The organism is Serratia sp. NA_13, from assembly GCF_052691735.1.
This window is the reverse complement of record NZ_JBQZFV010000001.1, coordinates 178,949-197,477: the sequence shown is the minus strand read 5'-3', so window position 1 is coordinate 197,477 and position 18,529 is coordinate 178,949. Positions and strand designations below refer to the sequence as shown.

The following is an 18,529-nucleotide window of genomic DNA, read 5'->3' as shown; positions in this document are numbered from 1 at the left end:
CATTTAATGGTCTGTTTCATAAACATATGACGATGGATAACCACCACCCCAACCTGCCTGCCCAGGCTGTTCACACCGCTGAAAGCGGCCTGACGACGCCGCCTTGCTACGACAGTGCACAACTGCTCGATGCCGATGGCGTGGCGATCATCATCCATCAGGGCCAGCGCTATCAGTTACGACAGACCAAAGCCGGGAAATTGATCCTGACCAAATAATTCCCATCCCTTAACGCCAGCCACCCCGATCCTTTTTGATCCAGGCAGCCAGCAAATCTATTGATATGTTTAAAACATACGGAGAGTTGCGACATGCCTCTGATCTATTCCACCCGGCTGCGTTTATCCGCATTGAGTCTGGCGATTGCCTGTACTCTGCCGACGGTGACTTTTGCACAGACCAGCGAAACCCCTGCTTCTTCTTCCACGACCCCGCAGGTAAAAAAGGACAACGCCAGCGACGAAACCCTGACCGTCGCCGCCACCGGCAACGCACGCAGCAGCTTTGAAGCACCGATGATGGTTACGGTGATCGAGGGTAATTCGCCTGAAAGCCAGACCGCCACCAGCGCCGCCGATATGCTACGCCGCGTACCGGGGCTTACCATCAATGGTACCGGCCGTAGCAACGGTCAGGATGTTTCTATGCGCGGCTACGGTAAAAATGGCGTATTGACGCTGGTCGATGGCATCCGCCAGGGCACAGACACCGGGCACATTGGTGCCACCTTCCTTGATCCGGCGTTGGTAAAACGCATTGAGGTGGTTAAAGGCCCCGCCGCCATGCTGTATGGCAGCGGGGCTTTGGGAGGGGTGATCGCCTATGAAACCGTGGATGCCGCCGATCTGCTGTTGCCGGGTCATGATACTGGCTACCGGGTCTACGGCACCGCCGGCAGCGGCGATCATAGCCTGGGTATGGGCGCCAGCGCCTATGGCAAGACAGACAATCTCGACGGCCTGTTGTCGTTCGGTACCCGTGACGTCGGCGATCTACGCCAGGGCAACGGCTTTGATGCCCCCAACGATGAAACCATCAGCAATGTGCTGGCCAAGGGAACCTGGAAAATCGATGATGCTCAGTCACTGAGCGGCGATCTGCGCTATTACAATAACAGCGCCCGTGAGCCAAAAAACCCGCAGGAACCCAATTTTTCCCGCAGCAATCCTATGACCCAACGCTCGACTATCCAGCGCGATGCGGCGTTGAGCTATAAGCTTAAACCGCAAAATCAGCAATGGCTGGACGCCGACGTTAAGGTGTATACCTCAGAAGTCAAAATTAACGCTCACGATGCCGGCTCCACGGATGAATTCCGTAAGCAAACCACCCACGGCGTCAAACTGGAAAACCGCACCCGCCTGTTTGCCGACAGTTTCGCTTCGCACCTGCTGACCTACGGTTCAGAAAGCTATCAACAAAAACAAGCGCCAGGCGGCGCCACTACCAGCTTCCCACAGGCTAAAATCGACTTCGCCTCGGGCTGGTTGCAGGATGAAATTACGTTGCGTGATATCCCCGTCACCCTTCTGGCAGGAACGCGTTACGACAATTACAAAGGCAGCAGCCAGGGCCATGATGATGTTAATGCGGATAAGTGGTCATCCCGCGGCGCACTGACCTATTCACCTACCGATTGGTTGATGTTGTTCGGTTCTTATTCCCAAGCTTTCCGCGCACCTACCATGGGCGAAATGTACAATGACTCCAGACACTTTCCCGGCAACTATTGGGTGCCCAACCCAAATCTGAGACCTGAAACCACCAGCACCGCGGAGTACGGTTTCGGCCTGCGCTTCGACGATTTACTGATGGCTGGCGATAACCTGCAGTTCAAAGCCAGCTACTTCGACACCGATGCCAAAGACTACATCAGCCTGTACGTCACCCGGACTCAGACTGCCTCGCAAAATATCTCACGCGCTAAAATCTGGGGTTGGGATACATCGCTGAGCTATCAAACCCCGTGGTTTAATTGGGATCTGGCCTACAACCGTACGCGCGGTAAAGATAAGTCACGCAGCGGTGAGTTGAACGGCAACAGCGGCGAATGGCTAAGCGACATCAACCCGGATACGGTTACCAGTTCGCTTGACGTCCCTTTGGGTGAAAGCGGCCTGTCGACCGGTTGGGTAACGACCTTCGCCGAAAGATCCACCCACGTGGCAACCGGCACGGCGGAGCAAGGCGGCTATGGCGTCAACGATTTCTACCTGAGCTATAAAGGCCGCGATCGCCTGCAGGGCGTGACCACCACGGTGGTGCTGGGCAATGCCTTTGATAAAGAATACTACTCGCCACAAGGCATTCCGCAGGACGGGCGCAATGCCAAACTGCTGGTCAGCTATCAGTGGTAACCTTTTGAATCCGGCGGGCATGAAGATTGCCCGCCGCCTGACTCTCACACAGGAGAACCCGCAATGAGCAATACCCTATATGCACGCTACCAGCAGGCAAAAATTGATAATCCAGGCAAATATGCGCGTGACCTGGCTGAAATTCTTGGCGTCAGTGAAGCAGAACTGACCCACGCCCGCGTCGGTCAGGACACCTATCGTCTGCAGGCCGATGCCCGTACCTTGCTGACCGAACTCGAACAGGTCGGCGTCACCAAATCCATTACCCGCAACAGCTACGCGGTGCACGAGCAAATGGGCCGTTATCGCAACCAGCACCTGAACGGCCACGCCGGGCTGATCCTCAATCCGCGCGAGCTGGATCTGCGCCTGTTCCTCAACCAGTGGGCCAGCGCTTTCGCCATGAGCGAAACCAACAAGCGCGGCGTACGACACAGCATTCAGTTCTTCGATCATCAGGGCGACGCACTGCATAAGGTTTACACCACCGATGAAACCGATCTCCCTGCCTGGATGGCACTGGTTGAACGCCACCTGAATGCGGAAAACCCGAAGCTGGAACTGCAACCGGCAGACGCCACGGTCGGTAACACCTCACCAGATGCCGACAAAATTGATCGGGAATGGCGCGAAATGACCGACGTTCACCAGTTCTTCCAGTTGTTGAGCCGCAACAAACTGACCCGCCAGCAAGCCTTCAGCGCCGTCGGTAACGATTTGGCCTATCGGGTTGATAACGGTGCCCTGAGCCAATTGCTTAACGCCGCGATGGGCCTGCAGAACGAAATCATGATTTTTGTCGGCAACCGCGGCTGCGTGCAGATCTTCACCGGTCAGATTGAACGCCTGATGCCGCAGGAAGGCTGGATTAACGTGTTTAATCGCCACTTCACCCTGCACCTGATCGAAGATGCGATCGCCGAAAGCTGGATCACCCGCAAACCCACTAAAGACGGCTTCGTCACCAGTCTGGAACTGTTTGCCGCCGACGGTACCCAGATTGCTCAACTTTACGGCCAGCGTACCGAAGGCCAGCCGGAGCAAACTCAGTGGCGTGAGCAGGTTGCCGCGCTTGAACCCAAGGACATTGCCGCATGAAATCTTCATTGACCCGTCGTCTGGCGCTGTGCATTGCGCTAGCGTTGCCGTTCACCGCTGCGGCGGCAGAACGTATTGTCTCGATAGGCGGTGACGTCACCGAAATTGCCTTCGCCCTGGGCGCGGGCGATGAAGTGATAGCGCGAGACAGCACCAGCCTGCAGCCGGAAGCGGTTAAAAAACTGCCGGATGTCGGTTACATGCGCCAGCTCAATGCCGAAGGTATTTTGGCGCTGAAACCCTCGCTGGTACTGACCACCGAATTGGCCGAACCTGCGTTGGTGCTCAAACAGCTGGAAGAAAGTGGCGTTAAAGTCGTGCGCATTCCCGGCGATACCACCTTGCAAAGCGTGCCGGAAAAAATCGCTGTGATCGCCAGTGCGCTTCAGCGCACCGATCAGGGCAAGCAGCTGAGCACCCGTTACCAGCAGCAATTGGCGGCAGTGAAAACCGATGCGTTGCCGGTCAGGGTGTTGTTCGTCATGAGCCACGGCGGTATTACGCCAATGGCCGCCGGGCAACACACTGCCGCCGACGCGGTCATCACCGCTGCGGGTCTGAAGAATGCCATGCAGGGATTCAGTCGCTATCGGCCGCTGTCACAGGAAGGCGTGATCGCCAGCGCACCGGATTTGCTGCTGGTCACCACTGACGGCATAAAAACGCTCGGCGGCGAACAACAGCTGTGGAAATTGCCGGGCATGGCTCTCACCCCGGCAGGTAAACAACATCGCATATTGGTAGTTGACGATATGGCGCTGCTGGGCTTTGGGCTGGAAACTCCCGCCGCTCTGGCCAAGCTGCGTCATGCGGCGGAGCAAAAGTAATGCGCTGTCGTACCTCTCCCCGTCTGGCGATGACCAGCCTGCTGGTACTGTTGGCAGTGTTGGCTTTGGGCGCTGCCAATATGGGCGCGCTGACGCTGTCATTCCGCACCCTGTGGCAACAGCCTTTCAGCGACACGTCCTGGCATATCTGGCTGAATATCCGTTTGCCACGCGTACTGCTGGCGGTAGTGATAGGCTGCGCGCTGGCGGTATCCGGTGCCGTAATGCAGGGGTTGTTCCGTAACCCCTTGGCCGATCCCAGCCTGTTGGGTATCAGTAGCGGCGGCGCGCTGTTTGTTGCGCTGATTATCGTTATGCCGCTGGCCCTGCCGCCGGTAATTGCCCTGTATGGTCACATGCTGGCGGCATTTCTCGGCAGCATGCTGGTATCGCTGTTGATTTACGGCATCAGCCGCAGCGGCCACGGCAGCCTGTCGCGCCTGCTGCTGGCAGGTATCGCCATCAACGCCCTGTGTATGGCGGCAATTGGCGTGTTGTCTTACCTCAGTAGCGACCAGCAACTGCGCCAGTTTTCACTGTGGATGATGGGCAGCCTGAGCCAGTCGCAATGGCCAACGTTGGCCGTTTCCGCCTCGCTGATCCTGCCAACCACCCTGCTAACGCTCTTGCAGGCGCGCCGCCTGAATCTGCTGCAACTGGGAGATGAAGAGGCTCATTACCTCGGTGTGAATGTTCAGCGTGCCAAGCTACAGCTGCTGCTGTTAAGCGCATTGCTGATAGGTGCAGCGGTAGCGATGAGTGGCGTGATCGGCTTTATCGGCCTGGTGGTGCCGCATTTGGTGCGCATGCGCCTCGGTGGCGACCACCGTTGGCTGCTGCCCTGTTCTGCACTGGGGGGAGCCAGCCTGCTGTTGGTCAGCGATACGCTGGCGCGCACGCTGGTGGCTCCGGCAGAAATGCCGGTCGGTTTAATGACCAGCCTGATCGGCGGGCCTTATTTCTTATGGCTGGTCATGCGCCAGCGGGAGCGCGTGGGTGGATAACACAGCAAGCCTGACGGCGCAGCAGCTACGTTACAGTCTGGGTTCGCGGCGGCTGATCAACGATGTCTCGCTCAGCATCAATAGCGGCGAGATGGTGGCGATTATTGGGCCGAACGGCGCCGGTAAGTCAACGTTACTGCGCCTGTTAACCGGTTATCTGACCCCAGGCTGTGGCGAATGCCAGTTGCTCGGTCGACCGCTGGAACAGTGGCAACCGCAGCTGTTGGCGAAAGTGCGCGCGGTCATGCGTCAACATAGCGATCTGGCCTTCCCCTTTACTGTAGAAGAAGTGGTCAGTATGGGCCGCGCACCCCACGGCAAACGCGACGCGCGACGGGCGGTACAACAGGTGATGGCGCAAACCGACTGTCTCGAATTGGCCCAGCGCGATTATCGCCAGCTCTCCGGCGGCGAACAGCAACGAGTGCAACTCGCCCGCGTGCTGGCGCAGCTTTGGCAACCGCAGCCAACGCCGGCCTGGCTGTTTCTTGACGAACCGACCTCGGCACTGGATCTCTACCACCAGCAACATACGCTCAGGCTGCTGCGTACCCTGACGCGGCAACAACCGATTGCGGCATGCTGTGTATTGCACGATCTCAATCTCGCGGCATTGTATGCGGATCGCATTTTATTGATGCATCAGGGGCAATTGGTCGCGACCGGCACGCCGCAGGAAGTGTTGCAGGCAGATATTCTCACCCGTTGGTATCAGGCGGATCTGGGTGTGGTTCATCACCCGGAAGTGGCGCTGCCACAGGTGTATTTGCGTCAGTAGTTTTTTTACCGGGCGCGCTGTTGCCGCGCCCGTCATCTTTCTTCATCAATCAGCTAGAGCAAGAAATCTCCAGATGTTTGCCCCAATCCGGCGGCAACGCGGCGAGATCGTCATACTCTGGGTTATCCGCAAACGGTGCCAGTAAAGCCTGATGCAGCCGCGCCAGCTTACTGACATCATCCTGTTCAGCACTTTCAATCGCCTGTTGCGCCAAATAGTTGCGCAGGATTAGCTTCGGATTCACCGCCTTCATTGCCTGCTGGCGCTGCGCGTCACTCACCTGTTCCTGCTGCAAACGCTGGCGGTATTGCTGATACCAGCCATCGAATGCGGCGCGATCGATAAATTCATCTCGCAGTGGCGACTGCGCCTGCTGCTGCTCCGTCTGGCTTAGCAAGCGGAATGTCCGGCTATAGTCCCGCCCCTCTTGCGCCATTAGACTCAGTAATCCGGTCAGCAAATCGTTATCCTGCTGCGACTGGGTGAAGAAGCCGAGCTTGGCCCTCATCTGTTCCCCATAGGCACGCATCAGGGCTGGTTCATAGGCTGCCAGCGCATTTTGCAGCTGCTCGGTGCTCATCAGCCCGGACAGGGTTTGCGCCAGGCGGTGAAGGTTCCACAGCGCCACCGCCGGCTGGTTATCATAGGCATAACGCCCCTGATGATCGGAATGGTTACAGATATAGTCGGGCTTATAATCGTCAAGGAAGCCGTACGGCCCATAATCGATGGTGATGCCCAGAATCGACATGTTATCGGTGTTCATCACGCCGTGAGCAAAACCGACAGTCTGCCAATGGGCGATGAGCCGGGCGGTGCGTTCGACCACATCGGTAAACCACAGCAGATAGCCATCGCTCTGATCTTTAAACTGCGGCCAGTGGCGGGCAATCACAAAATCAGCCAACTGCTGCACCTGCTCCGGCTGCTTACGGTAATAAAAATGTTCGAAATGACCGAAGCGCACGTGGCTTTCCGCTATGCGTAACAGCATCGCCCCACGCTCGGCCTGTTCGCGATAGACGGGCTGCTCGCTAGTCACTATGGTCAATGCACGCGTGGTTGGAATGCCCAGATGATGCAATGCCTCGGATGCCAGGAACTCACGGATCACCGAGCGCAGCACAGCACGGCCATCGCCCATACGTGAATACGGCGTCATACCGGCCCCTTTCAGATGCCAGTCCATGCTGCGGCCATCCGCCAGCCGTTGTTCACCCAGCAGAATGCCGCGACCATCACCCAACTGCCCGGCCCAGATGCCGAACTGATGGCCGCTGTACACCTGTGCCAGCGGTCGCATACCCGGCAGCAGCGTTTCTCCCGCCCAAAACGGGGTTTTATCCTGGGTAAACCAACTCTCGTCCAGTCCCAACTCACGCGCCAGTGGCTCGCTGTGATACAGCAGGCGAGTGCCCTTTAACGGCGTGGGGTTCAATTCGGTATAAAAACCGGCTAATTGTTGTTGGTAAGCATTTTCAAACTGCGGCATAGGCCCTCCGTTCCACCTAGTGTAGAGCCTGAACGAAGGGATTAACACGGAAGAAATGCAGGGAGAACGCATCTGCCTGATACCAGGACAGATGCGAGTGGATTGGCTTTTATGTATGCCGATACGGCTTAAAAAACTTTTTGCGCTGATGAATAAAATACTTTATCAGCGAGAGATTGATAATGAATAACAGTACCGGGATAGCAACCACCTCATCCCGTCCATTATTGGAACCATTGTGTGTGCAGTACTCTCAATTATTGTTTTTGAACTCATCGGGTGTTACCCGTAACGCCGCCAAATTATCCACACCAACGCTGGGCCATAAAAAACCTTGCAGGCCAAAAATGCCGGCGTGTCTGAGCTTATTAAAATATTCCTTCCTCTCAATTCCCTCTACGATGACTCCCTTGCACAGCAGATTGATATTCTTTAATAGCGAGTCAATCACCACGTCATAACCCTGGTGGGTAAACAACTGCCAGTAAAAACGCTTATCGATTTTCACGTAGTCGAATAGACCATCATACAATGCGGTTAGCGTTGCCTGACCAGAACCAAAGTCGTCCAACCACAGTGAGAATTTCTCACTAAGCCGACGAATTTTTTCATTGTTTTTCCCCGCCGAAAGATTCGGAAAACCCTCGCTGATTTCAAAGGCGATAAATGACCATTGTCTGATCCGTTCGCACAATTGACCGTCAGCAAGAATCAAATCGGCCAGGGTTTCTTCGACATTAAGCGTCAACAATACCTCATTTTCAAAAAACCAGGCGGCATTCTGCTCCGCCAAACTCAATTGTTCATTAAATAACTCAATCCTTTGATCGGTGGACAATAAATTAATCCCAATGTCAGCCGGCATCGCCAAATCACCGTCCAGACTATCAAAGCGGCTCAGGATTTCCACCGCCAACAGCCTGCCCTCCATTGAGTAAACAGGTTGAAAAACATAGCTACTAATAAAGTCAGCTTCGAGTTGGATTTTCATTTCAATGCCATAGGCTGAATGGCGAAGCTCTCATCGTATATCAATATATTTTATCGATCAATCCCTCTGAGATTAATCGGAAATATCAATGCAGTCAGTCACGATTTATCATTTAATTGATAGATTAAAGCTATATTGGGCGAACGCAACGCGGATATAAAATCAATTTTTCTTAAGGCTACAACCGTCGCCCACGGCATGAATTTGAGAAATATTTAGCTTATGGGATAGGGTAATTCTGAAAATTTTACTTATCGACATTGTTTTAATTAAAGAAATTCCTACTCTACTTTAAATATCAAACCCGTATCTCTGGCCTATGTACAACGCAGTGAGCTTAACTGATTAAGTTTAATAACGCATCAATTCCTGGCGTTATTCCTTGCATTAAATCGGCAAAAAAATGCCCACCTTGATTTTCGGGTAAATATGCTATCTTAATGTTTTTGTTGAATTTTTTTTGAAAAAAAGGATTGCGACATGGAAGAGAGGCAAACTTGTGACATAAAAAAGGGATGAGTTGCCTCATCCCGGAGCATTCAGGATCCACACGTTATTTGATCGTTTCAAGCAACCATTGACGCAGTTCGGTTAATTCTGCGGCCTGTTCTGGGTACTGCACAATCAAAGCATCGCAACAATCAGCCAACGCCTCACTGCGATAGGTGCAGCCCACCAGCATCTCGGCCAACCGTTGCAACGGTGCCGGATTGAGGCTGTCGGTAAAAATCTGCGCCCGGCAAATGGCGCCTTTTTCCACGTCAAAGAAGATCTCTACCCCACCCCAGAAAAACCGCTCATTGAGCAGGTGACTGAACGCAGGCGCCTTGCCGAAATTCCATTCCCAGCTGCTTTGTTTGGCAAACTGAGCGGCAAAATCCGGCAAGTCGGGGTAAACATCGGGAGAAATGATTTCTGCTTTCGCAGCCTCACCATAATAGTCAAAGAACGCCTGAGTTATAGCCTCGCATACCTGCTGGTGGCTGATATCGGCCTTAAACTCCGCCAGATTGGCAACGCGAGAACGTACCGAGGTGATGCCCTTGGCCTGCAGCTTTTTAGGGTCCGGATTAAGGTAATCGGCCAGGCGATTGAGATCCGCGTTCAGCAACAGGGTGCCATGGTGGAACCCGCGATCCTGAGTTTCCCGGTAGGCCGAGCCGGAGATTTTACGCACGCCCTCTGCGGTCTCAATCACCAGATCATTGCGTCCCGATGCGCTGGCCGTAATGCCCAACTGAGCCAGAGCCTGCAGAATAATGCCGGTAGAGACGGTTTTATCGTAACCGGGTTTTCCCGCCATAAAGGTAAAACAGCTATTGCCCAAATCGTGGAATACCGCACCACCGCCGCTGCTGCGGCGTGCCAGACGAATACCGTCCTGCTCCATGCGGCGGGTGTTGCACTCTTTCCAGGGGTTTTGTGACTGACCAATGACCACGGTTTCGGCATTGCGCCACAAGAACAGAATTTTCTGCGTCGTCATTTCACGGAAGATGCACTCTTCCACGGCCAGATTGAACCAGGGATCGTAGGAATCGGAAATCAGCAGGCGTAAGTTACTCATAGCAGTCACCGTTAAGGATATGATACCGCCATGATACACCAAATCAAGAGGTTAGAACTAAATGCGCCGCGCCTGCCAGTAAACCTTCTTCCAGTATACGTTGTTCAGCGAGGAACGTATCACGCCGCGGCTGGTCGAGGCATGGATAAACTGATCGTTGGTGTCATAAATACCAACGTGCAAACCATTCTCACCACCACCGGTTTTGAAAAACACCAGATCACCTGGCATCAGCTCATCGCGCGAGACTTTGGTTCCCAGCGAGGTTTGCTCTTCAGTAGAGCGTGGTAATTGCATATCGAAACGATCGCTGAAGGTGCGATAAACAAACCCAGAGCAGTCGACGCCACCGCGGTCTAACCCGCCATAGCGATAAGGAGCGCCGTACCATTGACGCAGCTGTTCGTTTAACTGAGCGACAACCACAATCGAATCGGCCAATTTACCGCTCGGCGGCGGTGCATGGCTGCTACAACCGGCAAGAATTAAACTGGCTAATAAAAACCAAATACGCATCCGCATAATATCCCTTCATTGAACAGATTGCCGCTTCATGCCCCCGCAAAGCCTACCGCCTGCGAGGCAAAGCCGACACTAGCTAAGGAAAGCGCTGTTTGGGGCTAATTTATCCCCCAGCGGGGGAAAAAGGCAAGCATGGTGAAGGAGATAATCGAATTGACACCGCTTTTGCTCTACTGGGGCGTTTTTACCTTGGTCTGACTGTTAATCAGCCACACGCCAAAAAGGATAAACAGCGTGCCCAAGGTTTTCATCAGCGTGGCGGACTCATTAAACCAGGGCAGAAGCACCGCTGCCAGATAGACCAGCGCGTAGCTTACACTCAACAGAGGATAAGCACGGTTAAGTGGCAAATGGTGCAACGCGAAGAACCAGCACAGCATTGATAGCGCATAGCCGAAAATGCCGCCGCTGACCGTCAGTAACGGCAACCAGTACTGAATAAACAGGTTCAGTGTGACGTCGGCAAATGACATCAGTGGGATCTGGGCCATGCCCCACTTCATCAGCAACTGTGCCAGCGTGACTAGCAGCACGCTGGCCGCGCCCCAGGCATAGCCTCTCATGGATTGATACTCATCAGCAGGATCCCCAGCATGATTGAAGCCACTCCGTACCAATGGCGTGCGGTAGTGGGCTCATTAAACAGCCAGCGGGCGGCCAGCGTTACCAGTACAAAATTCAGGCTGAGCGCCGGATAGGCCAGGCTAAGCGGCAAACGTTGCAATACGTTAAGCCACACCGCCATGCCCAGCCCCAGCAACAAAACGGCCAGCGCCAACCAGCGCAGCGTTACCCCCCGTCTGACGTCGGGGGGTAACTGCCAGCTCAGAGCGGCCTGTTTCTGGCACAGCTGCCCACCACAGGTGAGCAGACTGACCACGACCACCAACAAATAGCCGACTATCATGGCTGCTGTTGGTACCAGAACAACGCCAGGCGGTTCATCACCTCGACCTTATCTGGCTTAGGCAGGTTTTGCTGATCAACGCTTTCTCCACGCGATAACTGCAACACCAGTGAGACATCCCCCTGCTTGCGCGCCTGCGCCAACCACTGCGGGAAATCACTGTCGCTGATGAAATGACTGCGCGCATCCGGATATTCCAAACCATAAGAAACCTCTCCCTTCTGGTTAAACATCAATACATCGCTGCGCTTCAACTCCCAGGCCAAACCTGCCGCCACGCCAACGCTGTCGGTCAGCACGTAGCGGCTATGGCCTAATTCAGCCATATTCACCCGGATAAAGTTTTGCGGCAGCTTGGAGTCGGTCACCTGTTGCGGAATGGCGTAACCAATCAACAGGCACAGCAGTAATGGACAAGCCGCTGCCCAGCTCCAACGTTGCGCATTGTTACGCACCGATACTACGGCAAACAATAACCAACCGGCAAAGGCGATAATGCCGATAACAATCTTCGGCCACTCCTGTGCGGTAAACAAATGCACTTTGGGTAACAGTCCGGAGCCCAGAACCACCAGCGCCAAGATGCCAATTAAGCCAAACAATCCGTTTAATACGGCGTTAACCTTGAATACCTTGCTGCGCAATGCCGCCACGCAATCTTCGGCATAGGCCGCCATCAGCAATGCCAGGGGGGCCATGCACGGCAGAATATAGGTCGGCAGCTTGCCCTTGGCGATGCTGAAGAAGATCAACGGCATCATGACCCAGCTAAGCAGGAAGAACAGTTCCGGGCGCAGAACGCGTTCCCGCCAGCCTTTGAGCAAGGATCCCGGCAGCAGCGCCAACCAGGGCAACACCGCCGCCATCAAAATCGGGATGTAATACCAGAACGGGGCTTTATGTTGCGCGTTGTCCTCGGCGAAACGTTGAATATGCTCCACCCAGAAGAAGTAGTTCCAGAAATCCGGCTCACGCTGTGCGATGGCCAGTGCCCAAGGCAAGCTCAACAGTACTGCCACCACGATAGCCACTGGGCCATAGATCAGCAGATCTTTAATTCGCCGTTGTTGAATGACAATCGGGATCACCGCGATCACCGGCACCGCCAGTGCCAGGAAGCCCTTGGTCATAAAGCCCATACCGCAGGCCAGCCCCAACAGCACGTAGGTGCCCAGCTTGCCTTTGGCCGTGGTCGCTTTCAGCGTCAGATAATAACTGACCATCGCGGCGGCCAGCCACAAGGAAATCATTGGGTCTAACACGCTGTAGGTGCCGATACTGAACACCAGAACCATCGACAGGAAAATCAACGTCGCCAGGCTGGCGCGGCGCGCATTGCGCCACATCAACATCGCCAGTGCAAATACCAGCAACGCCGTTATACCGGTACTGAATACCGAACCGAAACGTACCGCAAAGTTGGTATCGCCAAACAACCATTGGCTGATGTTATTGAACCAGTAGCCGGCCACCGGCTTTTCAAAATAACGCAGACCAAGCAAATTTGGCACTACCCAGTCGCCGCGTTGCAGCATTTCGCGGCTAATCTCGGCGTAGCGGGTTTCATCCGGTTGCCATAGCAGGCGACCGTTGAGCGGAATCAGGTAAACCAAAGAAAAAAAAATGGCCAACAAAATGGCCCATGATCCTTTTAGCGCCTTCATGAATCGTCCTTCACATCGGTTTGACAACCCAGCCAACCTTCGCGGCCAGGGAAAGAAGCACGCTCGACGCGGCCCAATGGCAATGACGCCAAATCTTGAGGCAACAGTGCGCTTAACGGACAGAATTCTATGCCCTGCCGTTGCGCCCGCTGCAGTAACTGCTCAAACATTGCGGCCTGTGACATGCCCTCCACTTCGGTATGAATGGTATACACCGGCACACCACAATCGTTTTCAATCGCCAGCAGAATATAATCGTTGAAGTCGCTCATACTGACTTCACTGCCAATCACCTCATCAAAGGTGGGCAACGTGACCGGGATCTGTACGGTTCCCAACCGACCATCGCTTAACACCGGACGGAAAGGATGGGTGCCACGGCAATCGCTGTTGTAGTGAAAACCAAAGCGCTGCTTCACTTCCAGCACCCGCGTATCGGCACGCCAACCGGCAACCGCCGAACATTTGACAGGCTGACCGGTACTGTTGGCCAACGCATCTACACCGAGCTGAACCTGCTGCATCAGTTGCGCTTCTGACCATCGGCCAACTTTGGCCTGCCAACCCTGGTGATCCCAGGCGTGCAGCCCCACTTCATGCCCAGCCTGGGCAGTCAGTTTCATCAACGGCCCCAGGGCACGGGCAATATTACGCCCCGGCCAGGCCGTGCCTGCCAGCAAAATATCCCAGCCGTACAGTGATGCGGCATTGGAGCGCAGCATTTTCCACAGGAATTTCGGACGTAAAAGGCGCCACAAATGGCGCCCCATATTGTCCGGTCCAACGCTGAAGAAGAAACTGGCCTGAATATTGTACTTGTCGAACAGCTCCAGCAACTGCGGCACCCCTTCCCGGGTGCCGCTGAAGGTATCTACGTCAACTCGCAGACCGACTTTCTTCATGCACCATCACCTTCCTGAACGGTCGTACGCAGGAAGTAATCCAACGTATCAGCGACGGTTTGCTGCATGGCGATGGTTGGCTGCCAATCCAGCAAGCGGCGAGCATTCTTGATGCTCGGCGTGCGGTGCTCAACGTCCTGATAGCCTTTACCGTAATAGCTGCTGCTTTCAACATCCTTGAAGCCGGCAAACGGCGGGAAACGCTCGCGCAGCGGATGGTTATTGAAGCTTTCGAGCAGCATTTCTGCCAATTCGCGAATGCTGGCTTCGTTGGTCGGGTTACCGATGTTAACGATCTGGCCATCGCACAGGCCATCACGGTTTTCGATAATGCGGAACAGCGCTTCGATACCGTCATTGATGTCGGTGAAGCAACGTTTTTGCGCCCCGCCGTCCATCAATTTAATTGGCGAACCTTCCACCAGGTTGAGGATCAACTGGGTAATGGCACGGGAAGAACCGATACGTGCGGCATCCAGGTTATCCAGGCGTGGGCCCATCCAGTTAAACGGACGGAACAGCGTGAACTTCAAGCCTTCTTTGGCACCGTAGGCCCAGATCACTCGATCCAGCAACTGCTTGGATACCGAGTAAATCCAGCGCTGTTTGTTGATCGGGCCGACAATCAGGCGTGAGTGGTCTTCGTCGAATTCCTTGTCGTCACACATGCCGTACACCTCGGAGGTGGACGGGAAGATAATGCGCTTGTTGTATTTCACGCAGTCGCGGACAATTTTCAAGTTTTCTTCGAAATCCAGCTCGAATACGCGCAGTGGGTTGCGGGTGTATTCAATCGGTGTGGCAATCGCCACCAGCGGCAGGATCACGTCACATTTTTTGATGTGGTACTCGATCCACTCGGAGTGGATGCTGATATCCCCTTCCACAAAATGGAAACGCGGGTTATCCAGGAAACGGCTGATGGCATCAGAACCGATATCCAGACCGTAGATATCGTAGCGGTCATCGCGCAGCAGGCGTTCGGTCAGGTGGTTACCGATAAAACCGTTCACGCCAAGGATCAGCACGCGGGTTCTGCGTTTCATCACTGCGTTTGGCTTGGCGGCCAGGCGCACGTCGGTGACGATACCCATTTCCTGCGCCAAACGGCTGCCTTGCACGTACAAACCGACATCGTTTTGGCCGGCCACAATTTCCAGCGCGCCTTCACCGCAGGCAATGATCAGCGGAGAGGTACTGAGCACGGTACCCGGTTGCTTGTCGTGCTGGGTATCCAGCACACGGGCACGCCAAACAATCAGTTTACGCTGGCCAAGGTAGCTGAAAGCACCAGGGTAAGGTTCGGTCACGGCGCGAACCAGGTTGTTGATTTCCTGAGCGGACTTATGCCACAGAATTTCACCATCTGCCGCAGTGCGACGACCAAAATAACTGGCTTCGGCTTCGTTTTGCTTGGTGAATGAGGCAGTGCCGTTTTTCAGCTTCGGCAGTTGTTCTTTCAGCAGCGCCTGTGCCGCTTCCAGCACTTTTTTGTGCAGGCTCAGCGCGGTATCGTCAGCGGCAATCGCCACTTTGTGCTGGCCAACAATATCACCGGCATCCGGACGCTTAACCATTTTGTGAAGCGTGGCACCGGTTTCGGTTTCACCATTTACCAGCGCCCAGTTTACCGGTGCACGACCACGGTAATGCGGCAGCAGTGAGCCATGCAGATTGAAGCCGCCTTTTGGCGCCAGTGACAGCAGTTCTTCGCTCAACATATTGCGGTAATAGAATGAGAAAATAATGTCAGGCTGCATCTCACGGATACGTTCGATCCACAACGGGTGGTTAACGTCTTCCGGCGCATAAACCGGCAACTCCAATTCGGCCCCCGCACGGGCAACGGAGGAGAAAAAGTTGTTCTCACCAGGATCGTCGGTATGAGTGAATACCGCCTGAACCTCATAGCCCGCGTCAGTCAGCGCTTTCAGACCAGCGCAGCCAATATCATGGTAAGCAAATACGATAGCTTTCATTATTCTTCTTCCTGAGTATTGTGGTTCGGCTGTTCACCGACCACTTTCTGAACAAAATAACGGGGACGAGCACGAACGTCGGTATAGATGCGACCGATGTACTCTCCCAACAGGCCCATGCCGACAAATTGGGCGCCGATAAAGGTAAACAGCACGGCAAACAGGGTGAACACCCCGCCGCCCGACCATTCAGGTCCCATAATCAAACGCAGGGCGATCAACAGTACCGCCAGCACAAAACCGGACAGCGCCACCACACTGCCCACTACGCTGAGCAAACGCAGCGGTGTCGTGGTCAGGCAGGTGATCAGGTCATACATCAGGTTGATCAGCTTCATCAGGCTGTATTTGGAGTCGCCAAACTCGCGTTCCGCATGCAGCACATCAATTTCAGTGGTGCGGCGGGCAAAGGTATTCGCCAGAATGGGGATAAAGGTACTGCGTTCGTGGCAGTTCAACATCGCCTCGATAATATGGCGGCGATAGGCGCGTAGCATGCAGCCATAATCACCCATCGTTTTACCGGTGGCACGTTGGATCATCATATTGATGATGCGGGAAGCGCTTTTGCGGAACCAGGAATCCTGACGGTTGGCACGCACAGTGCCCACTACGTCGTAACCTTCTTCCGCCACTTTTACCAGACGCGGGATCTCTTCCGGCGGGTTTTGCAAATCGGCATCCAGCGTAATCACCAGATCGCCGCTTACCTGATTGAAACCGGCCATGATCGCCGAATGCTGCCCATAGTTACGGTTGAGCAACACGGCAATCACACAGCTGCCCGGCTGTTCGGCCGCGGCGGTCAGCATATCGGCAGAATTGTCGCTGCTGCCGTCATCGACCAGGATAATTTCATAAGGTTGGGTCAGTTGTTTACAGGCGGCGGTGGTACGTTCGAGCAAGGCAGGCAAACTTTCCTGCTCGTTATATACCGGGATCACCACCGAAACTTTTTTTATCAGTTCAACGCGAGACACGTAACGACTCCACAACAGAAGACAAGGCTTTAACCACGCGATCAACATCGGCGTCGGTCATATCAGGGAATAGCGGCAAGGTGCATAGACGTGCCGAGTTCCATTCGGTATTGGGCAAGGAAAGCTGCGGATAGCGATCACGATAAAACTTCTGGGTATGGGCGGCACGGAAATGCAGGCCAGTACCGATACCCACTTCTTTCAGGCGTTCCATCAACTGATCGCGATCGATACCGCAGCGTTCAGCGTCAACGCGCACCATAAACAAATGCCAGGCATGGTCGTGCGGATAATCAGGTAATCCCAACGGTAGGAAAGGCGAACCTTCCAGAGCCGTGAGGTAACGCTGCGCCAGTGCCTTGCGGCGAGCATTAAGCTGCGGCAAGCGGGCCAACTGCACCACGGCGATAGCCGCGTGGATATCGGAAAGATTATATTTGTAACCAGGCTCGACCACTTCGGCCTGCGGCTTGCGTCCCAGTTGCTGGCGATCAAAAGCATCAACGGCCAAGCCGTGGAATTTCAGACAGCGCAGGCGATCTGCCAATTCGTCGTCGTCGGTGGTGATCAGACCGCCTTCAGCACAGGTCAGGTTTTTAATCGCATGGAATGAGAATATTGCCGTGCCGCGAGCCCCCACCCATTCACCGTTGTAACGGGCACCCACCGCATGAGCAGCGTCTTCAATCAGAGGGAGATTGTGGTGCTTGGCCACCTCACGCAATGCATCCATCTGCAGCGGTGCGCCGGCGTAGTGCACCGGAACAATGGCTTTGGTTTTCGTCGTAATGGCGGCTTCAACATCACTGGCGCTGACCATCAGCGTATCGCGGTCAACGTCAATCATCACCGGCGTCGCGCCGAGTAATTCAATCATGTTGAGGGTAGAAACCCAGGTCTGGGAGGGGGTGATAACTTCGTCACCCGGGCCAATGTTCAACGCCATCAGGGTGATATGCATGCCCGCAGTAGCGGAACAGACGGCGATGGCGTGTTTACAGCCGAAGGTGGCACAGAACTCACTTTCCAACTGCTGATTTTGCGGCCCGGTGGTGATCCAGCCTGAGCGCAATACCTTTTCTACCGCCGCGATTTCTTCATCGCCAATCGCCGGGCGTGAGAAAGGTAAAAATTGATCCATAGTTAGCCCCAAACGTATCAAATTGCTTTAATGACACTTTAGACCTCTTTTATTTAACGAATATTAAACGCCAGAGAGAATCGTTCCTGGTGGATTAACTGACAATGTACGGCCGCAAGCTTAACTAAACCTTAAGATGCGATTTATTATCAGCTAACCATCTGATCTGCGGGGGGCATCAATAAATTAAATTAATTTGATAATCAATTAGTTATAGTTATATGTAATTATTTAATTATTCTGTTTGAACTTAATCATCGTAGCACGTCAGCGACGGTTTTCAAGATTAACAGGAGGATTTTGAGGAATGGTGGGAAATA

17 protein-coding genes are annotated in these 18,529 nt (G+C 54.2%); 6 read left to right on the top strand and 11 right to left on the bottom strand.

Translation table 11 applies throughout. The features are described from left to right. The first annotated feature begins 32 nt into the window (after positions 1-32). From hemP to ACUTSU_RS00880, 6 genes are all read left to right on the top strand, one after another. On the top strand, positions 33-218 hold the full coding sequence (gene hemP / locus ACUTSU_RS00905; protein WP_445651071.1) for a hemin uptake protein HemP: 186 nt from the start codon (positions 33-35) through the stop codon (positions 216-218). A gap of 93 nt (positions 219-311) precedes the next feature. Continuing rightward, positions 312-2,357 carry a TonB-dependent hemoglobin/transferrin/lactoferrin family receptor gene (locus ACUTSU_RS00900; RefSeq protein ID WP_445653645.1) on the top strand — a complete coding sequence of 682 codons (2,046 nt, stop codon included), beginning with the start codon at positions 312-314 and terminating at the stop codon, positions 2,355-2,357. Between the two features lie 63 nt (positions 2,358-2,420). Then, entirely contained in the window at positions 2,421-3,455 is a 1,035-nt protein-coding gene (locus ACUTSU_RS00895) for a hemin-degrading factor (protein WP_445653644.1), read from the top strand. Next, positions 3,452-4,282: a heme/hemin ABC transporter substrate-binding protein gene (locus ACUTSU_RS00890; protein ID WP_445653643.1), complete on the top strand. Its 831-nt coding sequence runs from the start codon at positions 3,452-3,454 to the stop codon at positions 4,280-4,282. The genes ACUTSU_RS00895 and ACUTSU_RS00890 overlap by 4 nt, the downstream gene beginning before the upstream one ends. Further along, entirely contained in the window at positions 4,282-5,286 is a 1,005-nt protein-coding gene (locus tag ACUTSU_RS00885) for a FecCD family ABC transporter permease (RefSeq protein ID WP_445651067.1), read from the top strand. Before ACUTSU_RS00890 ends, ACUTSU_RS00885 begins: the two co-directional genes overlap by 1 nt. Continuing rightward, entirely contained in the window at positions 5,279-6,064 is a 786-nt protein-coding gene (locus ACUTSU_RS00880; RefSeq protein WP_445653642.1) for a heme ABC transporter ATP-binding protein, read from the top strand. Before ACUTSU_RS00885 ends, ACUTSU_RS00880 begins: the two co-directional genes overlap by 8 nt. 49 nt (positions 6,065-6,113) lie before the next feature. Here the strand turns inward: ACUTSU_RS00880 and ACUTSU_RS00875 are convergent, their stop codons facing one another. The 11 genes from ACUTSU_RS00875 to arnB form a co-directional block, all read right to left on the bottom strand. Further along, positions 6,114-7,556, bottom strand: a complete 1,443-nt coding sequence (locus ACUTSU_RS00875; protein ID WP_445653641.1) for a protein adenylyltransferase SelO — start codon at positions 7,554-7,556, stop codon at positions 6,114-6,116. A 253-nt stretch (positions 7,557-7,809) separates the two neighbouring features. After that, positions 7,810-8,547, bottom strand: coding sequence for an EAL domain-containing protein (locus tag ACUTSU_RS00870; RefSeq protein ID WP_445651064.1), 738 nt, complete (start codon positions 8,545-8,547; stop codon positions 7,810-7,812). A 553-nt stretch (positions 8,548-9,100) separates the two neighbouring features. Then, positions 9,101-10,114 carry a lipoate--protein ligase A gene (locus tag ACUTSU_RS00865; protein WP_445653640.1) on the bottom strand — a complete coding sequence of 338 codons (1,014 nt, stop codon included), beginning with the start codon at positions 10,112-10,114 and terminating at the stop codon, positions 9,101-9,103. A 57-nt stretch (positions 10,115-10,171) separates the two neighbouring features. Next, positions 10,172-10,636, bottom strand: coding sequence for an NlpC/P60 family protein (locus tag ACUTSU_RS00860; RefSeq protein ID WP_012144893.1), 465 nt, complete (start codon positions 10,634-10,636; stop codon positions 10,172-10,174). A 170-nt stretch (positions 10,637-10,806) separates the two neighbouring features. Further along, a complete protein-coding gene (gene arnF, locus ACUTSU_RS00855) occupies positions 10,807-11,199 on the bottom strand; it encodes a 4-amino-4-deoxy-L-arabinose-phosphoundecaprenol flippase subunit ArnF (RefSeq protein ID WP_445651062.1) in 393 nt (130 codons plus the stop codon). Next, positions 11,196-11,543: a 4-amino-4-deoxy-L-arabinose-phosphoundecaprenol flippase subunit ArnE gene (gene arnE / locus ACUTSU_RS00850; RefSeq protein ID WP_445651061.1), complete on the bottom strand. Its 348-nt coding sequence runs from the start codon at positions 11,541-11,543 to the stop codon at positions 11,196-11,198. The genes arnF and arnE overlap by 4 nt, the downstream gene beginning before the upstream one ends. Beyond that, positions 11,540-13,207: a lipid IV(A) 4-amino-4-deoxy-L-arabinosyltransferase gene (gene arnT, locus ACUTSU_RS00845; protein WP_445651060.1), complete on the bottom strand. Its 1,668-nt coding sequence runs from the start codon at positions 13,205-13,207 to the stop codon at positions 11,540-11,542. Before arnT ends, arnE begins: the two co-directional genes overlap by 4 nt. Further along, positions 13,204-14,109 carry a 4-deoxy-4-formamido-L-arabinose-phosphoundecaprenol deformylase gene (gene arnD / locus ACUTSU_RS00840; protein ID WP_445651059.1) on the bottom strand — a complete coding sequence of 302 codons (906 nt, stop codon included), beginning with the start codon at positions 14,107-14,109 and terminating at the stop codon, positions 13,204-13,206. The genes arnT and arnD overlap by 4 nt, the downstream gene beginning before the upstream one ends. Continuing rightward, on the bottom strand, positions 14,106-16,088 hold the full coding sequence (gene arnA / locus ACUTSU_RS00835; protein ID WP_445653639.1) for a bifunctional UDP-4-amino-4-deoxy-L-arabinose formyltransferase/UDP-glucuronic acid oxidase ArnA: 1,983 nt from the start codon (positions 16,086-16,088) through the stop codon (positions 14,106-14,108). The genes arnD and arnA overlap by 4 nt, the downstream gene beginning before the upstream one ends. After that, positions 16,088-17,068 (bottom strand): undecaprenyl-phosphate 4-deoxy-4-formamido-L-arabinose transferase, encoded by a 981-nt coding sequence (gene arnC / locus ACUTSU_RS00830; protein WP_445651057.1) that lies wholly within the window; start codon positions 17,066-17,068, stop codon positions 16,088-16,090. Before arnC ends, arnA begins: the two co-directional genes overlap by 1 nt. After that, the gene (arnB, locus tag ACUTSU_RS00825) at positions 17,055-18,209 is read right to left on the bottom strand and encodes a UDP-4-amino-4-deoxy-L-arabinose aminotransferase (protein ID WP_445651056.1); all 1,155 of its coding nucleotides are present in this window, start codon (positions 18,207-18,209) and stop codon (positions 17,055-17,057) included. Before arnB ends, arnC begins: the two co-directional genes overlap by 14 nt. Positions 18,210-18,529: the final 320 nt, after the last annotated feature.